The 19,762-nt window shown below is 68.3% G+C and carries 24 protein-coding genes, 2 tRNA genes and 1 other RNA gene; 11 read left to right on the forward strand and 16 right to left on the reverse strand.

What is annotated here, in order from left to right:
• Positions 1–79: 79 nt before the first annotated feature.
• From KIP79_RS23025 to KIP79_RS23035, 3 genes are read right to left on the reverse strand one after another with little or no spacing between them, the layout of a single operon-like run.
• Complete coding sequence (locus KIP79_RS23025; RefSeq protein ID WP_214106973.1) at positions 80–610, reverse strand: DUF5063 domain-containing protein; 531 nt, start codon at positions 608–610, stop codon at positions 80–82.
• Positions 603–1,202 (reverse strand): recombination mediator RecR, encoded by a 600-nt coding sequence (recR, locus tag KIP79_RS23030; RefSeq protein ID WP_214106974.1) that lies wholly within the window; start codon positions 1,200–1,202, stop codon positions 603–605. The genes KIP79_RS23025 and recR overlap by 8 nt, the downstream gene beginning before the upstream one ends.
• Before the next feature lie 5 nt (positions 1,203–1,207).
• On the reverse strand, positions 1,208–1,558 hold the full coding sequence (locus KIP79_RS23035; RefSeq protein WP_214106975.1) for a YbaB/EbfC family nucleoid-associated protein: 351 nt from the start codon (positions 1,556–1,558) through the stop codon (positions 1,208–1,210).
• 323 nt (positions 1,559–1,881) lie between these two features.
• On the opposite strand from KIP79_RS23035, the gene KIP79_RS23040 reads away from it, so the two are divergent.
• Positions 1,882–3,258 (forward strand): helix-turn-helix domain-containing protein, encoded by a 1,377-nt coding sequence (locus tag KIP79_RS23040; protein WP_504742158.1) that lies wholly within the window; start codon positions 1,882–1,884, stop codon positions 3,256–3,258.
• A 5-nt stretch (positions 3,259–3,263) separates the two neighbouring features.
• Here KIP79_RS23040 and KIP79_RS23045 read toward each other — a convergent pair whose 3' ends face one another.
• From KIP79_RS23045 to KIP79_RS23065, 5 genes are all read right to left on the reverse strand, one after another.
• Positions 3,264–3,560: a type II toxin-antitoxin system VapB family antitoxin gene (locus KIP79_RS23045; protein ID WP_155339870.1), complete on the reverse strand. Its 297-nt coding sequence runs from the start codon at positions 3,558–3,560 to the stop codon at positions 3,264–3,266.
• Between the two features lie 91 nt (positions 3,561–3,651).
• Entirely contained in the window at positions 3,652–4,557 is a 906-nt protein-coding gene (gene ypfJ / locus KIP79_RS23050) for a KPN_02809 family neutral zinc metallopeptidase (RefSeq protein WP_214106977.1), read from the reverse strand.
• Between the two features lie 76 nt (positions 4,558–4,633).
• Positions 4,634–5,008, reverse strand: a complete 375-nt coding sequence (locus tag KIP79_RS23055; protein WP_214106978.1) for a barstar family protein — start codon at positions 5,006–5,008, stop codon at positions 4,634–4,636.
• A gap of 7 nt (positions 5,009–5,015) precedes the next feature.
• The gene (locus tag KIP79_RS23060; RefSeq protein WP_214106979.1) at positions 5,016–5,378 is read right to left on the reverse strand and encodes a ribonuclease domain-containing protein; all 363 of its coding nucleotides are present in this window, start codon (positions 5,376–5,378) and stop codon (positions 5,016–5,018) included.
• 161 nt (positions 5,379–5,539) lie between these two features.
• A complete protein-coding gene (locus KIP79_RS23065) occupies positions 5,540–6,226 on the reverse strand; it encodes a TetR/AcrR family transcriptional regulator (RefSeq protein WP_214106980.1) in 687 nt (228 codons plus the stop codon).
• Between the two features lie 86 nt (positions 6,227–6,312).
• On the opposite strand from KIP79_RS23065, the gene KIP79_RS23070 reads away from it, so the two are divergent.
• Positions 6,313–6,666, forward strand: a complete 354-nt coding sequence (locus tag KIP79_RS23070) for a hypothetical protein (protein ID WP_308169845.1) — start codon at positions 6,313–6,315, stop codon at positions 6,664–6,666.
• Positions 6,667–6,684: 18 nt separating this feature from the next.
• Here the strand turns inward: KIP79_RS23070 and KIP79_RS23075 are convergent, their stop codons facing one another.
• Entirely contained in the window at positions 6,685–6,882 is a 198-nt protein-coding gene (locus tag KIP79_RS23075) for a hypothetical protein (protein WP_214106981.1), read from the reverse strand.
• Positions 6,883–7,152: 270 nt separating this feature from the next.
• Here KIP79_RS23075 and KIP79_RS23080 point away from each other — a divergent pair, with 270 nt between their 5' ends.
• Positions 7,153–7,992, forward strand: a complete 840-nt coding sequence (locus KIP79_RS23080) for a helix-turn-helix domain-containing protein (RefSeq protein ID WP_250213670.1) — start codon at positions 7,153–7,155, stop codon at positions 7,990–7,992.
• A 134-nt stretch (positions 7,993–8,126) separates the two neighbouring features.
• On the opposite strand, the gene KIP79_RS23085 is transcribed toward KIP79_RS23080, so the two are convergent.
• Together KIP79_RS23085 and KIP79_RS23090 are read right to left on the reverse strand one after the other, a co-directional pair.
• On the reverse strand, positions 8,127–8,852 hold the full coding sequence (locus tag KIP79_RS23085; protein ID WP_214106983.1) for a class I SAM-dependent methyltransferase: 726 nt from the start codon (positions 8,850–8,852) through the stop codon (positions 8,127–8,129).
• A gap of 431 nt (positions 8,853–9,283) precedes the next feature.
• A tRNA-Ser gene (locus KIP79_RS23090) sits at positions 9,284–9,369 on the reverse strand.
• Between the two features lie 104 nt (positions 9,370–9,473).
• On the opposite strand from KIP79_RS23090, the gene ffs reads away from it, so the two are divergent.
• Positions 9,474–9,569, forward strand: an RNA gene (gene ffs, locus KIP79_RS23095) — signal recognition particle sRNA small type.
• Positions 9,570–9,647: 78 nt separating this feature from the next.
• Entirely contained in the window at positions 9,648–12,398 is a 2,751-nt protein-coding gene (locus tag KIP79_RS23100) for a DNA polymerase III subunit gamma and tau (protein WP_250213671.1), read from the forward strand.
• 285 nt (positions 12,399–12,683) lie between these two features.
• Here KIP79_RS23100 and KIP79_RS23105 read toward each other — a convergent pair.
• From KIP79_RS23105 to KIP79_RS23120, 4 genes are all read right to left on the reverse strand, one after another.
• Positions 12,684–12,771: transfer RNA gene (locus KIP79_RS23105), tRNA-Ser, on the reverse strand.
• 172 nt (positions 12,772–12,943) lie between these two features.
• Positions 12,944–13,378: a tRNA adenosine(34) deaminase TadA gene (tadA, locus tag KIP79_RS23110; RefSeq protein WP_214107034.1), complete on the reverse strand. Its 435-nt coding sequence runs from the start codon at positions 13,376–13,378 to the stop codon at positions 12,944–12,946.
• A 53-nt stretch (positions 13,379–13,431) separates the two neighbouring features.
• A complete protein-coding gene (locus KIP79_RS23115; RefSeq protein WP_214106984.1) occupies positions 13,432–13,911 on the reverse strand; it encodes a tRNA adenosine deaminase-associated protein in 480 nt (159 codons plus the stop codon).
• 17 nt (positions 13,912–13,928) lie between these two features.
• Positions 13,929–14,417, reverse strand: coding sequence for a tRNA adenosine deaminase-associated protein (locus KIP79_RS23120; RefSeq protein ID WP_214106985.1), 489 nt, complete (start codon positions 14,415–14,417; stop codon positions 13,929–13,931).
• A 138-nt stretch (positions 14,418–14,555) separates the two neighbouring features.
• Between KIP79_RS23120 and upp the strand changes: the two genes are divergently transcribed.
• The 6 genes from upp to KIP79_RS23150 all read left to right on the forward strand — a co-directional run bounded on the left by upp (position 14,556) and on the right by KIP79_RS23150 (position 18,624).
• Positions 14,556–15,194 carry a uracil phosphoribosyltransferase gene (gene upp / locus KIP79_RS23125; RefSeq protein WP_214106986.1) on the forward strand — a complete coding sequence of 213 codons (639 nt, stop codon included), beginning with the start codon at positions 14,556–14,558 and terminating at the stop codon, positions 15,192–15,194.
• A gap of 178 nt (positions 15,195–15,372) precedes the next feature.
• The gene (locus KIP79_RS23130; protein WP_214106987.1) at positions 15,373–15,588 is read left to right on the forward strand and encodes a three-helix bundle dimerization domain-containing protein; all 216 of its coding nucleotides are present in this window, start codon (positions 15,373–15,375) and stop codon (positions 15,586–15,588) included.
• A gap of 64 nt (positions 15,589–15,652) precedes the next feature.
• On the forward strand, positions 15,653–15,829 hold the full coding sequence (locus KIP79_RS23135; protein ID WP_155344952.1) for a hypothetical protein: 177 nt from the start codon (positions 15,653–15,655) through the stop codon (positions 15,827–15,829).
• Positions 15,826–16,356: a PH domain-containing protein gene (locus KIP79_RS23140; RefSeq protein ID WP_214106988.1), complete on the forward strand. Its 531-nt coding sequence runs from the start codon at positions 15,826–15,828 to the stop codon at positions 16,354–16,356. Before KIP79_RS23135 ends, KIP79_RS23140 begins: the two co-directional genes overlap by 4 nt.
• Positions 16,357–16,503: 147 nt before the next feature.
• Positions 16,504–17,835, forward strand: coding sequence for a helix-turn-helix domain-containing protein (locus tag KIP79_RS23145; protein ID WP_214106989.1), 1,332 nt, complete (start codon positions 16,504–16,506; stop codon positions 17,833–17,835).
• A 102-nt stretch (positions 17,836–17,937) separates the two neighbouring features.
• Positions 17,938–18,624 (forward strand): FadR/GntR family transcriptional regulator, encoded by a 687-nt coding sequence (locus tag KIP79_RS23150; protein ID WP_214106990.1) that lies wholly within the window; start codon positions 17,938–17,940, stop codon positions 18,622–18,624.
• Positions 18,625–18,629: 5 nt separating this feature from the next.
• On the opposite strand, the gene dnaN is transcribed toward KIP79_RS23150, so the two are convergent.
• Positions 18,630–19,727 (reverse strand): DNA polymerase III subunit beta, encoded by a 1,098-nt coding sequence (dnaN, locus tag KIP79_RS23155; RefSeq protein ID WP_214107035.1) that lies wholly within the window; start codon positions 19,725–19,727, stop codon positions 18,630–18,632.
• Positions 19,728–19,762 lie beyond the last annotated feature (35 nt).

Consider the following 19,762-nt stretch of genomic DNA (forward strand, 5'->3'; position numbering starts at 1 on the left):
ATGAATCTGGACGTGGAGCTCACAGTCTACTGGCGCGTCTCACAGGCCCAACTGGTTAAGCCCACCATACGGACAGGGGCTACACGGTGGTCGCCTCTTCCGCCACGTCAAGCCGGGTGTGGGCGACCAGCGCCTGCAGCGCCCGCAGGGCCGCGCCGGCGTGGTTGCCCCAGGTGTTGAAGTAGGAGTACTGCCACCACCAGAGCGCCTCCAGGGGCCGGCCGGCCTGGTAGTGGCGCAGGCCGTGGATGAGGTCCGCGGCCACCGCCGTGAGATCGTCCGACAGCCGGTACGGCGTGACGTTGGTGTCCTTGTAGGGGTCGAACACCTCGGCGTAGTCGTCAACAGGCCCCAGGCGGGCGGCCAGCGCGGTGCGCAGCGGGTCGGCGTCTGGGTCCTCGCTCAACGCGGGCTCGAAATTGCCCTGCAGGATCACGTCCTGCACCGCCGCGAGCTGGGTGCCCGCCAGGCTCACCTGGGCCACCTCCACCAGCAGCAGCGGCAGGATCGCGTCCCCGCCCTCGCCGCCGGCCAGCCGGGTCAACCCGTCCAGATAGTTCTGCGCATGCCCGGCCACCCGATCCGCCAGGGCGCGCCACTCGTCAAACATCCAGGAGTCTCCGTCCCTCGAAAGCGCGGCCCAGGGTCACCTCGTCGGCGTACTCAAGGTCACCACCCACGGGCAGACCGCTCGCCAGTCGTGTCACTCTCAGTCCCATGGGTTTGACGAGCCTAGCGAGATACGTCGCCGTTGCCTCCCCCTCCAGGTTCGGATCGGTCGCCAGGATCAACTCGGTCACCTGCCCGTCGGCCAGCCGGGCCATCAGCTCCCTGATCCGCAGATCGTCAGGACCCACCCCGTCGATCGGGCTGATCGCGCCGCCGAGCACGTGGTAGCGGCCGCGGAACTCGCGGGTCTTCTCGATCGCCACGACGTCCTTGGACTCCTCCACCACGCAGATCACGTGCGGGTCGCGGCGCGGGTCACGGCAGATCCGGCACTCCTCCTCGGCGGCCACGTTCCCGCAGACCCGGCAGAACCGCACCTTCTCCTTCACCTCAAGGAGCGCGTGGGCCAGCCGTTTGACGTCGGCAGGGTCGGCCGACAGCAGATGGAAGGCGATGCGCTGGGCGCTCTTGGGACCGACGCCCGGGAGCAGCCCGAGCTCGTCGATCAGGTTCTGGACGACGCCCTCGTACATGACCGCTAGAACCCGGGGAGCTGGCCGAGGCCGCCCCCGCCGAGGCCCTGCGCGAGCGGGCCGAGCTTCTCCTGCTGCAACTCCGAGGCGGCCCGCACGGCGTCCCGCACCGCGGCGATGACGAGGTCGGCCACGGTCTCCGCGGTCTCCTCGGGCGCGCTCGCGTCGATCACCTTTGGGTCGATGGTGAGCTCAAGCAGCTCCCCGCTGCCGTTCACGGTCGCCACCACGAGCCCGCCGCCAGCGCTCCCCTCAACCTGGGCGTCGTTCAGTTCCTGCTGGGCCGAGACGAGTTGCTGCTGCACCAGCTGGGCCTGTTCCAGCAACTGCTGCAGGTTCACATCTCCTGGGTTCACAATCGTGCGCTCCTCAGCGACCGGCTGACGTGTCCGACCCGACGAGCCTACGGCGTTTGCCGCCCATGTGACACCGGCGTGCTTCCCATGTTCCGCCCATGTTCCGCCTCACCTTCCCGATGGACGGCTCACACCCCGGAGGCCGGGCCCCGACCCCCCTCCAAGCGTCCGGGACCCGACCTCGATCACTCCGGGTCGGCCGCGGCCCGGCGTGATGCAGGCAAACCTAGCGAGGAGAACGTTGCATACAGGTTGCGATCAACCGGTTACTCATGGAGATTGGCAAAATCGGCTGCGAGCCCGATCAAGGCTGGGGATGCAGAATGCGGGAACCATTCCACCGAACCACCATGCCATCCGGCGACAACCCACCGCGTACCGTGATTTCCGCGTCGTGGCAGCGATCGCTCCGGGCCGGAATCCACCCGGAGGTGCAGGCCGCGCCGCTGATCTACGACCAGTCCGACATCGGGGACGCCCGGTCCGCGCATCCGCTCGCCGATCTGCTGCCGCTGCTCGGCCACACCCTCCTGCAGATCGCCGACGAGGCCGCGCACATCATGGTGGTCACCGACGCGGACGGGCGCGTGCTCTGGCGGGACGGTCATCCCGGCGTGCTCCGGCGGGGGGACGCCATCGGCCTGGCCGACGGTTTCGCCTGGTCGGAAGAGGCGGTCGGCACCAACGGCATCGGCACCGCCCTGGCCACCCGCCGCCCGACCAGCGTGTACTCCAGGGAACACCTGATCAAGGTGCTGCACCACTGGTCCTGCGTCGGCTCCCCGATCATCGACCCGGACACCGGCGCCGTGCTCGGCTGCGTGGACATCAGCGGAACCAGCGCCACCCTGCCGCCCGCCACCGTCGCCCTCGTCGGCGCCGCCGCCCGCCTGGCCGAGAGCCACCTCACCCTCCGCATGCGGGAACGCGACGAGCGCATCCGCACCCGTCACCAACGGCGGCTACGCGCCTCCGGCCTGCTGGTGACGCCGTCCGGCCGGGTCATCGGCGGCAGCCGGTTCCTCGGGGCGCGGCTCACCCTGCCTGCCGACGGAGACCGCATCCTGATGCCCGACGGCGAATCCGCCTACCTGGAATCGCTGGGCGACGCGTACCTGATCATGCCCGCCGGCTTCGCCGAACCCCGCCTCACCCTCACCCTGCTCGGCACCGACCACCCGTACGCCGACCTGGACGGCAGCCGCATCCCGCTCACCCTCCGGCACGCCGAGATCCTCGCCCTGCTCGCCACCCACCCCCGCGGCCTCACCGCCGAACAGCTGTCCTTCCTGCTGTACGGCGACGAAGGCAACCCGGTCACCATCCGAGCCGAGATCCACCGCCTGCGGGCCCAGTTCGCCGGGGCTGTCGTCGCCAAGCCGTACCGGCTGCTCGGGAACGTCGACACCGATATCAAGGCCGTGCGCCGGGCTCTGACCACCGGCGACCTCACTACCCTCACCCGGCTCTACCAGGGCCCCCTGCTGCCCCGCTCAGAATCCCCCGCGATCCGCCGCGAACGCGACGAACTAGAAGCCCGAGTCCGCTCCGAACTCCTCACCAAGGGCACCCCCGACGCCCTCTGGTCCTTCGCCCAGACCCCCTCCGGCCACCACGACTACGAAATCCTCGAACGCCTGACCCAACTGACCCCGCCCTCCGACCACCGCCACGCGATAGCCCAGATTCGGCTGCTGTGACTGGATCAGTTCTCGAGTTCCAGGACGCGGGCGTGCAGGACCGAGCGCTGGTGGAGGGCGGCGCGGAGGGCGCGGTGCAGGCCGTCCTCCAGGTAGAGCTCGCCCTGCCACTGGACGACGTGGGGGAACAGGTCGCCGTAGAAGGTGGAGTCCTTGGCCAGCAGGGAGTGCAGGTCGAGCACCGCCTTGGTGGTGACGAGCGTGTCCAGCCTGACCTGGCGCGGGGGTATTTGGGCCCACTCGCGATGGCCAAGCCCATGCTCGGGGTACGGACGTCCATCGCCGACCAACTTAAAGATCACGCTACGTAGTTTAGGAGAAGATGCCAGAGTTTGCCTGCCGCCTTAGCGGGCTGGGAAGAAGGTGTCGCAGCTGTCATCCGGGACGACTGCTTTAGATCGAGCCGGTGAACGTGTCGCACCTGCCGGGATTGCCGGACTGGTAGCCGGTGGTGAACCAGGTGACCCGCTGCTGGGAGGTGCCGTGGGTGAAACCGTCCGGGGTGACGTAGCCCTGGGTGCGCTCCTGGATGTTGTCGTCGCCCACCGCGGCGGCGGCCTGCAGCGCCTGGCCGATGTCCTGCGGGGTGAACGGCGCGGCGTAGAAGCCGGTACGGACTGCGTTGTGCGCCCATACCCCCGCATAACAGTCAGCCTGTAGCTCCAGCCGTACGGCACCGCTGGTGGCACCGTGGCGATCGGCGCCCACTTTGCGCATGGTCCCGAGCAGGTTCTGCACGTGGTGACCGTACTCGTGGGCGACGACGTACGCCTGGGCGAACGGCCCGTTCTCCGCCCCGAACTGGGACTGCAACTCGTTGAAGAAGCTCAAATCGAGATAGACCCGCCGATCCACCGGACAGTAGAAGGGCCCAACCGAGGAGTTGGCTTTTCCACAGGCTGTGGATACAGCTGAGCGGAAAAGCTGCGTCTTCGCCGGCTGGTACGTGCGATGGCGGCCCGCGAAGGCCTGTTTCCAGTACCCCTGAATGCTGTTGACGATGCCGACGATCCGGCAATCCTCGGATTGGTCGGCGTCCGATCCCAGCTTGCAACGTTCGGCCAGATTCCCTTCGGTGGGCGGCGGCGGCTTGTACGGACCCGGCTGGCTGAACCCGCTGAACAACGGCTGACCGAACAGCAGCAAGACCCCCACCCCGAGGACCAGCATCAGGCAGCCGCCCCGGCCCCCGATCGGCAGCACGCACCCGGACATCCCTCGCGGAGGCCGTCCGGGCCCCGCCGCCCGGCTGTCCTCGACCTGCGACGGGTCAAGCTCCGCATCGTCCCTGAAATCCATCCCGTCGCCCCCGAACAGGTCCGATTACTCTCCGCAATCATCCCCAAACTCAGGCGATCCACGCCGGGCGCCCTGATCAGGTGAGGGCTTCGACGGCCCGGCGGCGGAGCAGGGCCTCGTGGTCCGGATCGGTGTGCAACGTCGTGGTCAGCCCGGTTCGAGCGGCCTCGGCCAGGATGTCGAGCAGTGTGGCGAACTGTTCGGGGGGCTCGGCGCCGAGTAGGTCCTCGGCGTGCTCCACGACAAGGGCGAGCGTCCCGGCACGGGTCGCGTCACTGAGGGAGTCCGCGAACGCGTCCCAGTTGCGGCCGAAGTAGTCGGGAAACCGCAGAACCCGCGCCGCCTCCTCGAAGAAGGCGGCGCGGGTCCGGCATGCGCGCCCGTCGATGACCGCCGGCACCGGGCCGGTGGAGACTGTCAGCCATTGCGGCAGCGGACCTGCGGCGGTCATGGGGTTCCTAGAGCCGGTAGAAGTCGGTGTAGTGGTTCGGCGAGAACCAGGTCACGCCGGTGCTGCGGTTGACGACGATCCGGTAGGCGTCGCGCGCCGCCCCCCGCGCCCGGGAGTAGACGTCGTACTCGTAGTAGGTGGCGCCGCTGGGGAGTTGACCTTCACGGTTGTAGAAGCGCCCGCCAGTGTAGTTGTACTTGCCGTCCGGCCAGGAGTACCAGCCGCTGGTGGTGGGGTAGCCCTTGGATTTCCAGATGGCGTTGACCGAACGCGCGTCGGAGCATCGGGAGATGGTGCAGGTGCTGTAGACCGACGCCTCGGCGGGGGTGATGCCGGCCACGCCGGTCAGGGAGACGATGGCGGCGAGCACGAGAGTAAGCCGTGCCGGCCACCAAGGTCGGGGGCGATGCGGGGTGTGCACGAAGCCTCCTTGAGGAAGAGCGGTGGACACCTCTGATGATCATTGTTGAGTGATGTCAAGTGAAGGGAAAACCGCCGAATGAGTGGTGAACTCTTCGCTGCCCCGGGGAATCAGGTCGCCGGTACTTGATGTCCTGCCCCGCCTGACGGTAGGACGTCCCGCAGGTTGAGTGGGGCGGGTGGCGGGAGAGGCTCGGCCTGTTCGGCGCGGAAGGCGCTGAGCAGGTAGGCGACGAGCCGTCGGGACGCCGCTTGGGCCACTTCGGCGGATTCGGTGATGATGCCGCCGTTGGCCATGACCAGAAGGACGAGGTCGTCCTGCGCGAAGTCGGCGCGCAGCTGTCCGGTCGCCTTGGCGCGCCGGGTCAGCTCGGCGAAGCCCTGTATGGCGCGGTGGCGTTCCCGCTCGATGTCGACCGCGTCGGGGAACGCCGCGATGAAGGCCGCGCTGAAGCCGCGGTCGACGGCCTGCATGGTGCATACCTTTTCAATGGCCGCACAGAACCCACGCCACGGGTCCGGATCGGCCAGCGCGTCGTCGATCACCGACACGCAGGCCTCGAACTGATCGGCGAACACCTCGGTGACCAGCGATTCCTTCGTGGGGAAACGTCGGTAGAGCGTCGCGACCCCGACGCGGGCGTGCCGGGCGATCGCGGCCATCGGCACGTCGAGCCCGCGGTCGGCGAACAGTTCGCGGGCGACCTCGACGATGCGGTCGCGATTGCGCCGCGCATCGGCGCGCAACCCCACGGCCGTATCGGGGACGGTCGGCATACGAGATGCCTCGACGCTCATGGTTCTCACTTTAGGTCAAGTGGACGAGGTGCTCCACTTATGGGACTACGTTGGCGGCAAGAGACACCTGTCGCGATGGAGGTTCAGTGCGATACCTGGGACCGCTTCCGAAGCGGGCGATCAGCCGTTTCAACTCCTGGGTCGTGACGTTGCGCTCCTCTCCCCGATGGGGCCGGCTGATCAGCAGACACCTCACGGTCGTCACCTACACGGGACGCCGCTCGGGACGCACCTTCAGCACGCCCGTCGCCTTCCGCCGCACGGCCGACACCGTCACGATCGGCGTCCAGTTCCCCGACGCCAAGAAGTGGTGGCGAAACTTCTTGGCCGACGGGGGACCGATATCGCTGCACCTGGACGGGATCGACCGCACCGGGCATGCGATCGCCAGACGCGACAAAGCAGGCCGCGTCACCGTCACCGTCCAACTGGACAGCTGACAACGCCCCAGGGGTGCCTCAGTCGCCGAGGATCTTCACCAGGAGGGTCACCACGGCGACGCCGACCCCGATGGGAACGGCGAGTGCCGGCTGCACCGCGACCACGACACCGATCAGGACCGCGGTGAGGATGATGAGCAGCGCGCGGGAGCTGAGCAGCGGCCGGGCCTCGGCGGTGCTGGGCTGAGGTTCCGGATCGTTCTGTTGTGCCCCCATGACGACCTCGACTTCCGTGCGGGGACTGGATAAGTGGTGTTGCCCCATTGGGGTGGTGCGGGAGGGCACCATGATGGCGGCAGTACCGTGCATATGCAAGTGCAGTGGAATGCATATGCATCGGCAAGGAGGTGTGACGGACCGTAGGATGCTCTGGTCGGCTTTGGTGGTTGGTGGACGGGAGCGTTGATGGGCGAACCGGGAGGACGGGAGCCCGGGGTCACGGCGCGCACGGACCATCCCTCACCGAGCGGGCCCACCGTCCTGCGCATGCTGATCGGCGCAGAACTGCGCCGGCTTCGCGAGGCCAGAGGCATCAACGCCTGGGACGCCGCACATGTGATCCGCGCCAGCCAGTCGAAGATCAGCCGCATGGAGTTGGGGCGCATCGGTTTCAAGGAACGCGACGTGGCGGATCTGCTCACGCTGTACGGAGTGACCGACGAAACAGAGCGTGAGACATTGCTGGCAATGACCCGGCAGGCGAGCGCCCCGGGGTGGTGGCACCGCTATTCCGACGTCATCCCGCCCTGGCTCCAAACTTATGTGGGCCTGGAGGAGGCCGTTTCGGTCGTGCGTGGATTCGCGGCCGGATATATTCCGGACCTGCTACAGACCCGAGAGTACGCCAGTACCGTCGGAAAACTCGGCCGGGAGCGTATCTCCCAAAGCGACCTGGAACTTCAGGTCGATTTCAAGATGAGGCGCCAGCAATTGCTCAGGGCGCCTGACCCGCCGCGTCTGTGGTTCGTTATCGACGAAGCCGTGCTGCGACGCCCGATTGCCAACGTAGAGACCATGCGTGCCCAGCTGGAACATCTCATTGAGGTGGGCCATCTCTCGAATGTCAGCATTCAGATCCTCCCGTTCGGCGCCCCCCGTAGGGCGAACGGCTCGTTTTCCATTCTCCGGTTCGCGCAGCCATCACTACCCGATGTGGTGCACCTCGAGCTTCTCAATCAAGCCCTATATCTTGAAAAGTGGGCAGACGTAGACATTTACCGACAAGAGTTCAATGAACTCGCCGCGGTGGCCGTAGCCCCCGCCGAGATCAGGCACTTCATTCTCGAAGCGATCGCCGAGCTTTCCCGAACCCCACGCGACGGCTGATCCGCCAGTCTCGTCCTCGGTGTCCCCACTGCCGGCTCTCGCTCGTGGTCGCGGATGTCGCCTGAGCGCAACGCGTCCCTGTCGGTGGGCATCGAGGACGTCGACGATCTGCCGGCCGACCTCGAACGAGCGGATCACGTCGCTGAACGTACCGCCTTCAACTGCCAAACCGGCATCAGCACACGGCCGTCGGCATCGGTCGCGAGCTCGGCGAGCGGAGAAGCGTCGAATTCGTCGTTTTGGATGCCTTGGATGGCCGAACGCAACTCCTCGTGGCCGAACGCCGTCGTGAAGACGGCGGGTTCAAGCCGTTCGATCGTCCAGTCCTTCCCGACGGTCTCGCGCAGGTTCGCCTCGCTGACCAAGTGTCGGTCTGGGCAGACACCCGGCACCTCGGTCGAGAAGCAGATCAGGTGCAGCCGCCCGCCCTGTCTGGTCGCTCGGGTCAGCGCGGCGAGGTATTCGTGACGCTCCTGCTCGGTCAGGCAGTGGTAGAGCGCGCTGTCTAGCACCGTGTCGAAGCGGCCTTCGTAACCTTCGAGCTTCGTCGCGTCACCGACGGCGAACGTGACGTCGACGCCTTCCGCCGCGGCCCGGGCGCGAGCCCGCTCGACCGCGGACGGCGCGAAGTCCAGTCCGGTGACCCGCAGCCCGCGCTTGGCGAGGAACACGGAGTTGTCGCCGAGGCCGCAGCCGATGTCCAGCACCTCGCCGGTGAACTCACCGGCGTGGGCCAGCGCGACGATCAGGGGCTGTGGTGCGCCGATGTCCCACGGCAGCTTCGGGCCCGTCGATGGGTCGCCTTGATACATCGCCTCGAATTCGGCTTCACCCAACTGATTGTCATTTGGATCGGACATTCATTCCTCACTCTGCGTCGACATTTCATGATCACGCGTCCTCGTGTGTCGACCGTATTCGGTGTCAAGCCCGTAAAACACTCGTCTTCAGGCAGCGGCCCCAACGCGTGCGGGTGGCCAGGACCCGGGCTGCGATGGCGGGCCGGAGCAGGGCGGGGGTGGGGGCGAGGTAGGCCCACGCGCCAGAAGGCATTGGCGACGGTGGTGTTGTTGGTGGCGACGTGGTGCATCCGCGCGACACAGCGGTTGATCAGACGGGTGGCGATCCGGCAGAGGGCTGCGAATAGGTGGACGGCCTGTCCCGGGAAGCGCCGGAGGAGCCTCAAGAGCCCTCCGAAGACGCCAGCTGAGACCCAAACTGAGACCTAAACGCACGTAGGGCCCGGCTGGATCGGTCCGGGCCCTACGTGTTCTTGCTGCTCAACCAAGCGCGGAGGATACGAGATTCGAACTCGTGAGGGGTTGCCCCCAACACGCTTTCCAAGCGTGCGCCCTAGGCCAACTAGGCGAATCCTCCGTCGAAAAGCTTACATGACCCCAGAGCCAGGTCGGGCCGTACTTAACAGTCCATGCCTTCGCCGGACACGGCCAATGTCACTGCCAACCAGGGCTAGACTGTGACAGGACCCCTCGCGCGGCGTCATCCTGTGAACCTCCCCAGGGCCGGAAGGCAGCAAGGATAAGCGGGCTCTGGCGGGTGTGCGGGGGGTCTTCTTGGTCTTGGGGCTCGTGCTGACGGAGTTGGGGCCCGCGTCCTGAGGCGACCGTCGGCGACGCTCTCCCCGAGGAGACCGCATGAGTCTCGCGCTCTACCGCAAGTACCGGCCAGGGACGTTCGCAGAGGTCAAGGGGCAGGAACACGTCACCGAGCCGCTGCGCCAGGCGTTGCGGAGCGGGCGCGTCAACCATGCCTATCTGTTCAGCGGGCCACGCGGCTGTGGCAAGACCTCCAGCGCGCGGATCCTGGCCCGGAGCCTCAACTGTGAGCAGGGGCCGACGCCCGATCCGTGCGGGGTGTGCGAGTCGTGTGTGGCACTGGCGCCCACCGGGCCCGGGCACCTGGACGTCATCGAGATCGACGCGGCCTCCCACGGTGGTGTGGACGACGCTCGCGATCTGCGGGAACGCGCGTTCTTCGCGCCCGTCTCGGCGCGGTTCAAGATTTACATCATCGACGAGGCGCACATGGTGACCCGGGAAGGGTTCAACGCGCTGCTCAAACTGGTCGAGGAACCGCCGCCGCACCTCAAGTTCGTGTTCGCCACCACCGAGCCGGAGAAGGTCATCGGGACCATCAAGTCCCGGACCCACCACTATCCCTTCCGGTTGATGCCGCCGGCGACCCTCCGGGCGCTCATGGAGGAGATCCTCGAATCTGAGGCGGTGCCGTACGAGCCGACCGCGCTGCCTCTGGTGGTTCGGGCCGGGGCCGGTTCCGCCCGGGACTCGCTGTCGATCCTGGACCAGTTGCTGGCGGGGGCCGACGACGCCGGGATCACCTACCAGCGGGCGGTCTCGCTGCTCGGGTACACCGATGGGGACCTGCTCGACGAGATCGTGGACGCGTTTGCACGGCGGGATGGTGGTCACGTCTTCCATGCGGTGAACCGGGTTGTCGAGGGGGGGCATGATCCGCGGCGGTTCGCGACGGATCTGTTGGAGCGGTTCCGGGATCTGGTGATTCTGGCCAACGTGCCGGAGGCGGTGAGCAACGGACTGCTCGACCGTCCTGCCGACGAGTTGGAGCGTCTTCAGGCCCAGGCCGCCTCCATGGGGCCCGCCGAGCTCACCCGTGCCGCCGAGGTCTTCAACGCGGGTCTGACCGAGATGCGTGGGGCCACCTCCCCGCGACTGCTGCTCGAACTCATGTGCGCCCGTCTCCTCCTTCCCGGGGCCACCTACGACGAGTCATCCCTCCTCGCCCGCCTGGAACGCCTGGAACGCGAAGGCCCACGCATCTCCTCCGGTACGGCCAACGCATCGTTGCCCACTACGGCCAACGTCTCGTCGCCACCGCAAGGCGGAAACTCGCCGACGCCACAGGGCGGGCCTATGACGCGGGCGGGCGCGCAGCCGCCTTCCCCTCCGAGACCTTCTGCCGGGGACTCCTCTATCGCAGGACCCTCTGCCGCAGGACCTTCTATCGCAGGGTCCTCTGCCACAGCCTCGGCTTCCTCCGAGGGCCCGGTCGGCGCGGCCTCTCCATCCGTGCCCTCTCCGCCTACGTCTTCCCCCGTGTCCTCTGGGGCTCGGGAGTCTGCGAGACCGGCTTCAGGGGGCGATGACGATTGGCCGGCGGTCGCAGGAGTGAGGGGAGGCGCCCCCGAAAGGTCGAGCGGCACCGGTGGGCCATCGGCAGCCGGTGGATCGGCGGCCTCTCTGGGAGCTACGACCTCTTCGGGAGCCACGGCTTCTCCTTCGGGGGGCATGAGTGTGGTCATGCAGGCATGGCCGAGCGTGCTGGAGGCCGTGAAGTCCCGGCAGCGGGTCGCGTGGATGATCCTCAACGCCCAGGGTCGGCTGCTCGGGGCCGAGGGCAACCTGGTCACGGTCGGTTTCGAGAAGCCCGGCGACGTCCAAGGGTTCCTCAAGGGCAAACGGGATGAAGTAGTCGCCGCCGCGCTGAGCGACGTGCTCGGCGGGAGCTGGCGCGTCGAGATCGTCGTCGGCTCCGGCCCGACCGGGCCGTCTTCCCGTACGAGCGGAGGACCGTCAACGGGAGGCCCGTCAACCAGTTCCCCCAGCCACGGCGGCGGCCCGGCCGGTCGCGCCCCAACCGGCCACGGCTCAACTGGCCCCAGTCCGGCCGACCCGGCACCGACTTCAGCCCAGTGGAACACCGGCGCTCAGGCGGGATCTTCCACCAGCTTGGCAGGCGATCCCGGCCCGGAGGCCCAGTCCCACGGCCAGGAGACGTCGGCTGGCGCCAACCTCGCGCGGAGCCTGAACGGCACTGGCGAGGCCGCCCAGGGCGCCCCTGGAATCCAGGAAGTCTCCGGAACGACGCACTCTTCCCTGCCCGGCACCCCGGAAGAAACCCATCCGACACCCACCACCACGGCGACATCCCCGGCTTCCACCACCAGTCCCGCCAACGGCTCACAGAACGGCTCCACCACCAGTTCACGGAACGGCTCCGCCAACGGGTCGCGAAACGGCTCCGGCAACGGGTCCGGAAGGCGTACCGGAACGGAATCGCAGGCCTCCGGCGCGCAGACCACCGATGAATCCTGGCCGGACGCGCCGTGGGACGAGGACGACGGCGAGGCACCCATGCCAAGCGCCCCGAGAACCGCCCCCCGGTCCGCACCGAGCGCGGGCATGGCAGCCGCCAAATCCGCAGCCCGCGCAGCCGCCCAAGCAGGCCCCCGCCAGTCCTGGCCCGACGCCGTCCCCACCCGAAAGAAGTCCGCCACCTCAGACGTCGACGACGTCGACCCCCTCAACGACGCCAACGCCGACACCGACGAACTATCCGGCCTAGCCCTCATCCAACGAGAACTAGGCGGCCGCATAATCCAAGAAATCGACCACTCCCAGGCCTGACCCCCGAACCGTGTCCATCAACATGGACAGACAAATCACGGCTCAACACGGGGTCACCGTGCCTGATTACCTTCGGTCGGACCCGGCTTCCACCAGCGGCTAGCTGCCGTCCCTCGCATGGGGTGATTGATTGCCGTGCATGTGCCGCCTGCCAAGCAAACGCCGGTGCGCGGAACCCGAATGAGCCCAGGGCAAGGAATGAGCCCGGGCCAAAGAGTGAGTCCGGGGCAAAGAGTGAGCCCACAGCAAAAGAGCCGCCGACCCAAGGTCAGCGGCTCGTTTCGTTGGCGGTGGTGGTGGGATTTGAACCCACGGTAGGTTGCCCTACACGCGCTTTCGAGGCGCGCTCCATCGGCCACTAGGAGACACCACCGCGCAGCAGCTTACCGGACAAAGGTAGGTGCCCGCGCATTCGTTCACGAGTGCGAAGCGGCGGTGGCTAGACCATGACGGCCTCAGGCAGGGGGCTACCCGCTCACTCGCGGCGGAGCGGCGCTGAGGGCAAGGCCAACCGTCTCGGGCAGGAGGGCGGGGGCCGCGAGCGTTCACGGGCGGCGGGTGGTGAAGAAGGTTCTGAGGAGGGTGGTTGACTGCTCGGACTGGATGCCGCTGATGACCTCGGGGCGGTGGTTGAGGCGGCGGTCGCGGAGGACGTCCCAGAGGGAGCCGGCGGCGCCGGCCTTCTCGTCGGTGGCGCCGTACACGACACGGGCCAGCCGGGACTGGACGGCGGCGCCCGCGCACATGGTGCACGGCTCCAGGGTGACGACCAGGGTGCAGCCGGTCAGGCGCCATTCGCCGAGGGCTGCGGCGGCGGCGCGGATGGCGAGGATCTCGGCATGTGCGGTGGGGTCGCCCAGAGTCTCCCGCTCGTTGCCGGCCGAGGCGAGGACCTCGCCGGAGGGTCCGAGCACGACAGCCCCGACGGGCACCTCCCCACGCTCCCCGGCCTGTGCGGCGAGTTCCAGAGCCAGGGTCATGGCCTCGTCGAAGTCGGAGTCGGAGTCGGAGTCGGAGTCGAAGCCCGTGCCGGTCACCGCAACCGGTCGAGCTCGTCCCCGAAGGAGAGGCGCTCGGCCACCACGGAGAGCGTGTCGGCGGGCAGCATGCCCTCCTCCATGCTGAGCTCCAGCAGCTCCTCCGCGCTCATCCCGAAGTCGGCGAGCAGTTCGAAGTCACCGGCAGGCCGGATGCCCAGGTCGGGGGTCTCCTTGTCGACCGCCACCCCGGCCAGTTCGGCGAACAACTCGCCCAGCGAGTCGGTCGCGGCCTGCGCGTCGGAGAGGAACACCCGGGGATCCTCCTCCCCGTCGTAACGGACGATGGCGAACCACTCGTCCTCGACTTCGACGCAGAGCACGGCCAGCTCGTCCCCGGTCAGCCCGAGGGCCTCCTGCACGGCGTCGCCCACGTCGTCGGCGATCTCCGCCTCGGAGAGGTCGACTTCGGCCCCGGTCCAGCTGGACCCGTTGCGGAGAAAGGCGGCGGCGAAGAGGTTCGGTCTCGACGGCATTGTCCTGGCTCCCGAGATCAGCCGGTCGCGGCGTCTACGGCACGTTCGAATGGGTCGCGGAATCCGAGCCGCGCGGCGATGCTGTACAGCACCTCGTCCGGGTAGAGATCCTCATCCCCGGACAGAGCGCCGAGCTCCATCTCGTCCAGCCCCAGGTCGGCGAAGACCGACAGATCACCGGCGGGGAGCACGATGTCCAGCTCCTCGTCCTCGGGAACGGGGACGTCCAGATAGTCGAGCACCTGCCGGGCGAGCGGCCATTCCGAGGCTGCGGTGATGTCGGAGAGGAACACGCTCACGCGTTCGCCGAAGACCCGTAACGCCACAAAGAAGTCATCCCCCACCGCGACCAAGCCAATCGCGCCGCCTTCACCGGGCTGCTGGCGGAGGGCGTGGATGAGGCCGCGGAGATCGGAGGTGAGCGCGACCGGGAGCATCTCGGCTTCCCAGTGGTCGTCCTCGCGGAAGACCACGATGGCGAAGTCAAGCGCGTCTTCGTCTGTCATCTGTACCCCACCGGCGCGGTCTTCACGTTGGCCATGGTCCCAGAAGTGCAGCGACGCCGTACGGCGCTCGCGCAAATTGTGATCAAAACCGCCAGCCCGGTTCTGCCTCTTATGGGAAGGACGGTACCTTTTGGTGGCATGGAGACCCTTGTCGTTGACCACCCCTTGGTCGCCCACAAGCTGACCACGTTGCGCGACGTGCGGACCGACTCGCCGACCTTCCGCCGCCTGGCCGACGAACTGGTCACCCTGCTGGCGTACGAGGCCACCAGGGACGTCCGGGTCTCCGAGGTCACCGTGGAGACACCCCTGACGCCCACCCGGGGCGTACGGCTCTCGCGTCCGGCCCCCCTGGTGGTGCCGATCCTGCGGGCCGGGCTCGGCATGCTGGACGGGATGGTACGGCTGCTGCCCACCGCCGAGGTGGGCTTCCTCGGCATGATCCGCAACGAGGAGACTCTGGCCGCCTCCACCTACGCCACCCGGCTGCCGGAGGACCTGTCCGGCCGGCAGTGCTACGTGCTGGACCCGATGCTGGCCACCGGGGGCACGCTGGCCGCGGCCATCCAGTACCTGTTCGACCGGGGCGCCGTGGACGTGACCGCGATCTGCCTGCTGGCCGCGCCGGAGGGCCTGGCGCACCTGGCCGCGACCTTCGAGAACTCGGGGCACCCGATCCGGGTGGTCACCGCGGGCCTGGACGAGCGCCTCAACGAGAACGGCTACATCCTGCCGGGCCTGGGGGACGCGGGGGACCGCCTTTACGGCGTCGTCTGACCCCGAAAAACGCCCTCGAACCACCTCAGAACGACCTGAAACCCCCCTAAACCAAGCCTGAACCTACCCAGAAACTTCGCTTTCCCTAGCCATAGTTACAGCGCGTGCCGACTCGGGTACGTAGAGTAATGACGACGTCTCTTTTGCGTCACTCTATTGGCGCGCTACAGGGAGAGCCATGGGTCAGCATCTGGACAACAGCGACCGCTACGAGCAGGTCGAAGCCGCGCTCAGGGACGAGTTCGCGGGGGTCCACCCCGCGACGACGGTGACGCGCTGTATTCAGGCCGCCCACCATGGCGCGGTGGAAGTGACGGGTCATGCCTACCCCGGGCTGGTGGAGCGAATCGCGCGCAAGCACCTCCAGGTCCTCGCCGCCGCGCAGGGCTCATAACGAGGTCGGATGTTCCGGCTTTTTTCCGCTTTACCGAACAAGGTGCCTGGGTAATCTATACCTCATGGGAGTGGTGACGGCAGTGCAGGTCAAGAAGATTCTGAAGTGGGGAGCGGTGGCCCTGGTGGCTTTCTACCTGTTGTCGCGGCCGCATGACGCCGCCGACACCGTGACCGGCGCCGTCACGGGCGTGATGAACGCCGCTGACTCGGTCGCCCAATTCTTCGCCAGGCTGACATGAGACTGGTGACCCACGGGGACTCCGCCCCGTCGTCGGTCAACCGTTACCTCCTCCCACAAGAACACCAGGTCATCATGGTCCGGCGTCACCCGGCCGTGCTCCTCCGCCCGATCGCCGAGATCTTCGGTGGTCTCATCCTGGCCGGTGTGCTCAGCAAGTGGCTGGGTGAGAACAACGGCGGCAACGCGCTGGTCCTGATCTGGTGGGCCTGGCTGCTGCTGCTCATCCGCTTCGTCTGGAAGGTCGCCGAGTGGTCGGTGGACTACTTGGTGGTCACCTCGGCGCGCATGCTGCTCACCGGCGGGCTGATCACGCGCAAGGTCCTCATGATGCCGCTGAGCAAAGTGACGGACATGAGCTTCCAGCGGGACCTGCTCGGGCGCCTGCTGGGCTACGGAGAGTTCGTCATGGAATCGGCTGGCCAGGACCAGGCCTTCCGGTCGGTCCCATACATCCCTTATCCCGAGACGTTGTACCTCGAAGTGTGTCAGATGATTTTCCCGAGCAAGGACGACGGGGACGACTGACCACCACAATTGTCGCTTTCTCTGGTCGAATCCCGAGGTGTGGACAAAGGTTCCCCCTCGGGATTCTTGACGGGAGGGTTACCCGATTCGGTGGCTTCGTGCCATCATGGCGGGACCATTGACCATTCCCATGCCCTGAGAGACCAGATGCCGAGTCAGGGAACCATAGGTGACCGCGTCCGAGGCCTGCGGTTGAGCAGGCGCATGTCCCAGGCCCAGCTCGCCGGGCCCGATCTGTCCGACAGTTACGTCTCCTTGATCGAGTCGGGTAAGCGCACGCCGACGCCCGTGGTCGCGCGACTGCTGGCCGAAAGGCTCGGTTGCACCACCGAGTTCCTCCTGCACGGCATCGAGCCGCGCCAGCGCATCGACACCGAGCTGAGCCTGCGCCACGCCGAGTTGGAGCTCTTCCACGGCGACCCGGCGATGGCCGCCGACCGGTTCAGCGACATCGTCAAGGCCGCCGGCGAGGAGAACGCCATGCTGGCCGCGCACGCCCGGTTCGGCCGGGCCCGCGCGCTGGAGGCCCAGGGCCGGATCGGCCGGGCGGTGGAGGCCTTCGAGCGGCTCCGCCGCGAGGCCGCCGCGCACCCGGAGCGCCTGGCCGGGCTGCCGCTGACCGTGGCGCTCTGCCGCTGCTACCAGCGCGCCGGCGACCTGCAGCGGGCCAGGGACCTGGGCGCCCAGGCGCTCTCCCAGGTGGAGACGCTCAGCGTGGACCAGGGCGAGCTGGCCGTGGAACTGGCCGCGGCGCTGGTGGAGACCGAGACCGGGATCCCGTTCGTGGACCGGGTGCTGGACGCCAACGGCGTGACCACGGTGCCCGACCGGACCGGCGAGGTCCTGGCGCTCTGGCAGGCCAGCGTGACCGCCGCCGAGGGCGAGGACTCCGCGCTCGCGGTGCAGCTGGCCGAGGACGCGATCGCGGCCGGGCGCCCCGCCCGGATGGCCACCCGGATGGCCCGCATCGCCCTGCGCTGGGCCAGGATGGCCACCACGACGACCCCCGCCATGGGCGACCTCGGGCGGGCGGGCGAGCTGGCCACCGCGGCCGGGACGGTCTTCGCCGGTTTCCCCGGCGAGACGCTGGAGCACGCTCGGAGCCTGATCGTGCTCTCCCACGTACGGCTGCGCGCCGGGGAACCGGACAGCGCCACCGACCTGGCCAACCGCGCGCTGGACGGGCTCGTCGGCATCCGGGGCACCATCCCGGCCGGCGCCTACCTGGTGCTCGCGGAGGTCGCGCTGACCCGCTCCCTGGACGCCGGGGCCGAGCTCCGCAAGGCGCAGGAACTGCTCAGCGTGTCCACGCCGCAGCCGGACCGGGAGACCGCCCGGGCCTGGCGCGAGCTCGGCGACCTCTGGGGCCAGGCCGGTGCCAGGGAGAACCAGGCCAGGGCGTATCGTAGGGCGCTCGAAGCCGTCGGCATCCACGCCAACGTGCCGGGCACTGCCGTCCCCGCGGTTCTGACGCGATAGCTCCTCCCAGGGCACCCGGATTTGTGCTGGATGCCCTGGAATAATTAGGGTCGACCAGTCATTGACTCATGGGATGACTGGTTTCCCCGGAGGAGGCGGACTGTGAGTCTGCGTACGGCGCAGCGGGCGTCTCTCGTGGACCAGGTGATCGAACAGCTCAAGGAGCAGATCACCTCCGGTTCATGGCAGCTCCATGGCAAAATCCCCACCGAGACCGTGCTCGCCGAGCAGCTGGGCGTGGGGCGCAACACCGTACGGGAAGCAGTCCGCGCGCTCACCCACGCCGGGCTGCTCGACTGCCGCCAGGGCGACGGAACCTACGTCCGGGCCACCAGCGAGCTCTCCGGCGCGATGGCCCGCCGGCTGCGCGCCGCGGAACAGCTGGAGATCCTGGAAGTGCGGCGGGCGCTGGAGGTGGAGGCGGCCCGGCTGGCGGCCACCCGGCGCACCGACGCCGACATCGTGGTCATGGAGACCGCGCTGGCCCGCCGCGAGGCGGCCTGGTCTTCCCGCGACCCGGACGCCTTCGTCGAGGCCGACCTGGCCTTCCACGTCTCGGTGGTGCAGGCCACCCACAACCGGGTGCTGATCGACCTGTACGCGGACTTCTCCGCCGCGCTGCGGGCCAGCATCGCGGCGGCCGGCGGCTCGCTGGAGCAGAACTACATCCCGCACGACGGCATCGTCCGCGCCATCGCCGCCGGGGACGCCGCGGCGGCCGAGCACGCGGGCCACGCCTGCATGGAGCACATCCTGATCGCGCTCACCGAGACCCAGGAACTGACTTAGGGCGTTCAGGGCAGACGCAGGGACATCACCAGGTAGCGGAAGGCGGGATCCTCGCCGTCCTCCGTGATCAGGGCGGGTCGGCTCGGCGAGTCCATCGCGATGCGGACCCGCTCGCTCTGCACCCCGGCCAGCCCGTCGAGCAGGAACTGCGGCTGGAAGGCGATCACGATCTCCTGGCCGGCCAGCTCGGCCTCCACCACTTCGGCGCCCCGGCCGATCTCGCCGCCCCCGGCCTGGATCAGCACCTCTCCCTCGGTGAAGCTGAGCCGGACGGCGGCGGTGCTCCGCTCGGCGACCAGGGTGACCCGCCGGATCGCGTCCGCGAACGGGGCGACCGGCACGGTGGCCTGGATCGGCCAGTCGCCGGTGAGCCGGGACCGGTAGTCGATGAACTGGTCGTCCAGCAGCCGCACGGTGGTTGATCTGCCCTGGCTCTCGAACCCGGCCAGGTTGCCGCCGAGGCCCACCGCCACCTCCCCGCCGCGCAGCGCCTTGGCCACGTCCACCAGCACCCGGGCGGGCACCACCACGGCCCGGGCCACCGTGTCGGACTCGGGGATCCAGAGCAGGTCGCGGGCGGCGATCCGGTACCGATCGGTGGCGGCCATGGAGACGTGCAGGCCGTCGATGTCCAGCCGCACGCCGGTCAGCATGGGAAGCGTGTCGTCCCGGCTGGCGGCCACCGCCACCTGGGCGACCGAGGTGGCGAAGACCCCGCCGCCGATGGCGCCGAGTCTCGGCGGCATCTGGGGGAGCGTGGGGAAGTCCTCCACCGGCAGGGTGAGCAGCCCGAACTCGGCCGTGCCGCAGGTCAGCACGGCCTCCGCGCCGGTGGTCACGATCTCCACCGGCCGCCCTGGCAGGCTCTTCACGATCTCGGCCAGCACCCGCCCGGGAAGCAGCACCCGGCCGGGCTCGGCCACCTCCGCCTCGATCTCGGCTCGGGCGGACACGTCGTAGTCGAACGCGGCGACCCGTAGCTCTTCCTCTCCTGCCTCCAGCAGCAGTCCCGAGAGCACGGGCAGGGCCGGACGGCCAGGGATCACCCGAGCCGCCCAGGCCACCGCCTCGGCAAGCACATCACGGTTGACCTGTACCTTCACTGCCACCTCCTGCGGACTCCTCGTTTCCGCTGGAA

This window comes from Acrocarpospora catenulata, from assembly GCF_018476525.1.
Taxonomy (GTDB): Bacteria; Actinomycetota; Actinomycetes; order Streptosporangiales; family Streptosporangiaceae; genus Acrocarpospora; species Acrocarpospora catenulata.

Excerpts from the sequence above, each read along its gene's own strand:
- ypfJ (WP_214106977.1), bottom strand. The coding sequence starts at position 4,557 with ATGGATTTCAGGGACGATGCGGAGCTTGACCCGTCGCAGGTCGAGGAC.
- KIP79_RS23140 (WP_214106988.1), top strand. The coding sequence starts at position 15,826 with ATGAGACTGGTGACCCACGGGGACTCCGCCCCGTCGTCGGTCAACCGT.
- tadA (WP_214107034.1), bottom strand. The coding sequence starts at position 13,378 with ATGACCCTGGCTCTGGAACTCGCCGCACAGGCCGGGGAGCGTGGGGAG.
- KIP79_RS23065 (WP_214106980.1), bottom strand. The coding sequence starts at position 6,226 with ATGAGCGTCGAGGCATCTCGTATGCCGACCGTCCCCGATACGGCCGTG.
- KIP79_RS23040 (WP_504742158.1), top strand. The coding sequence starts at position 1,882 with ATGCGGGAACCATTCCACCGAACCACCATGCCATCCGGCGACAACCCA.
- upp (WP_214106986.1), top strand. The coding sequence starts at position 14,556 with ATGGAGACCCTTGTCGTTGACCACCCCTTGGTCGCCCACAAGCTGACC.
- KIP79_RS23100 (WP_250213671.1), top strand. The coding sequence starts at position 9,648 with ATGAGTCTCGCGCTCTACCGCAAGTACCGGCCAGGGACGTTCGCAGAG.
- KIP79_RS23135 (WP_155344952.1), top strand. The coding sequence starts at position 15,653 with ATGGGAGTGGTGACGGCAGTGCAGGTCAAGAAGATTCTGAAGTGGGGA.
- recR (WP_214106974.1), bottom strand. The coding sequence starts at position 1,202 with ATGTACGAGGGCGTCGTCCAGAACCTGATCGACGAGCTCGGGCTGCTC.
- KIP79_RS23115 (WP_214106984.1), bottom strand. The coding sequence starts at position 13,911 with ATGCCGTCGAGACCGAACCTCTTCGCCGCCGCCTTTCTCCGCAACGGG.
- KIP79_RS23025 (WP_214106973.1), bottom strand. The coding sequence starts at position 610 with ATGTTTGACGAGTGGCGCGCCCTGGCGGATCGGGTGGCCGGGCATGCG.
- KIP79_RS23075 (WP_214106981.1), bottom strand. The coding sequence starts at position 6,882 with ATGGGGGCACAACAGAACGATCCGGAACCTCAGCCCAGCACCGCCGAG.
- KIP79_RS23145 (WP_214106989.1), top strand. The coding sequence starts at position 16,504 with ATGCCGAGTCAGGGAACCATAGGTGACCGCGTCCGAGGCCTGCGGTTG.
- KIP79_RS23055 (WP_214106978.1), bottom strand. The coding sequence starts at position 5,008 with ATGACCGCCGCAGGTCCGCTGCCGCAATGGCTGACAGTCTCCACCGGC.
- KIP79_RS23085 (WP_214106983.1), bottom strand. The coding sequence starts at position 8,852 with ATGTCCGATCCAAATGACAATCAGTTGGGTGAAGCCGAATTCGAGGCG.
- KIP79_RS23130 (WP_214106987.1), top strand. The coding sequence starts at position 15,373 with ATGGGTCAGCATCTGGACAACAGCGACCGCTACGAGCAGGTCGAAGCC.
- KIP79_RS23120 (WP_214106985.1), bottom strand. The coding sequence starts at position 14,417 with ATGACAGACGAAGACGCGCTTGACTTCGCCATCGTGGTCTTCCGCGAG.
- KIP79_RS23080 (WP_250213670.1), top strand. The coding sequence starts at position 7,153 with ATGCTGATCGGCGCAGAACTGCGCCGGCTTCGCGAGGCCAGAGGCATC.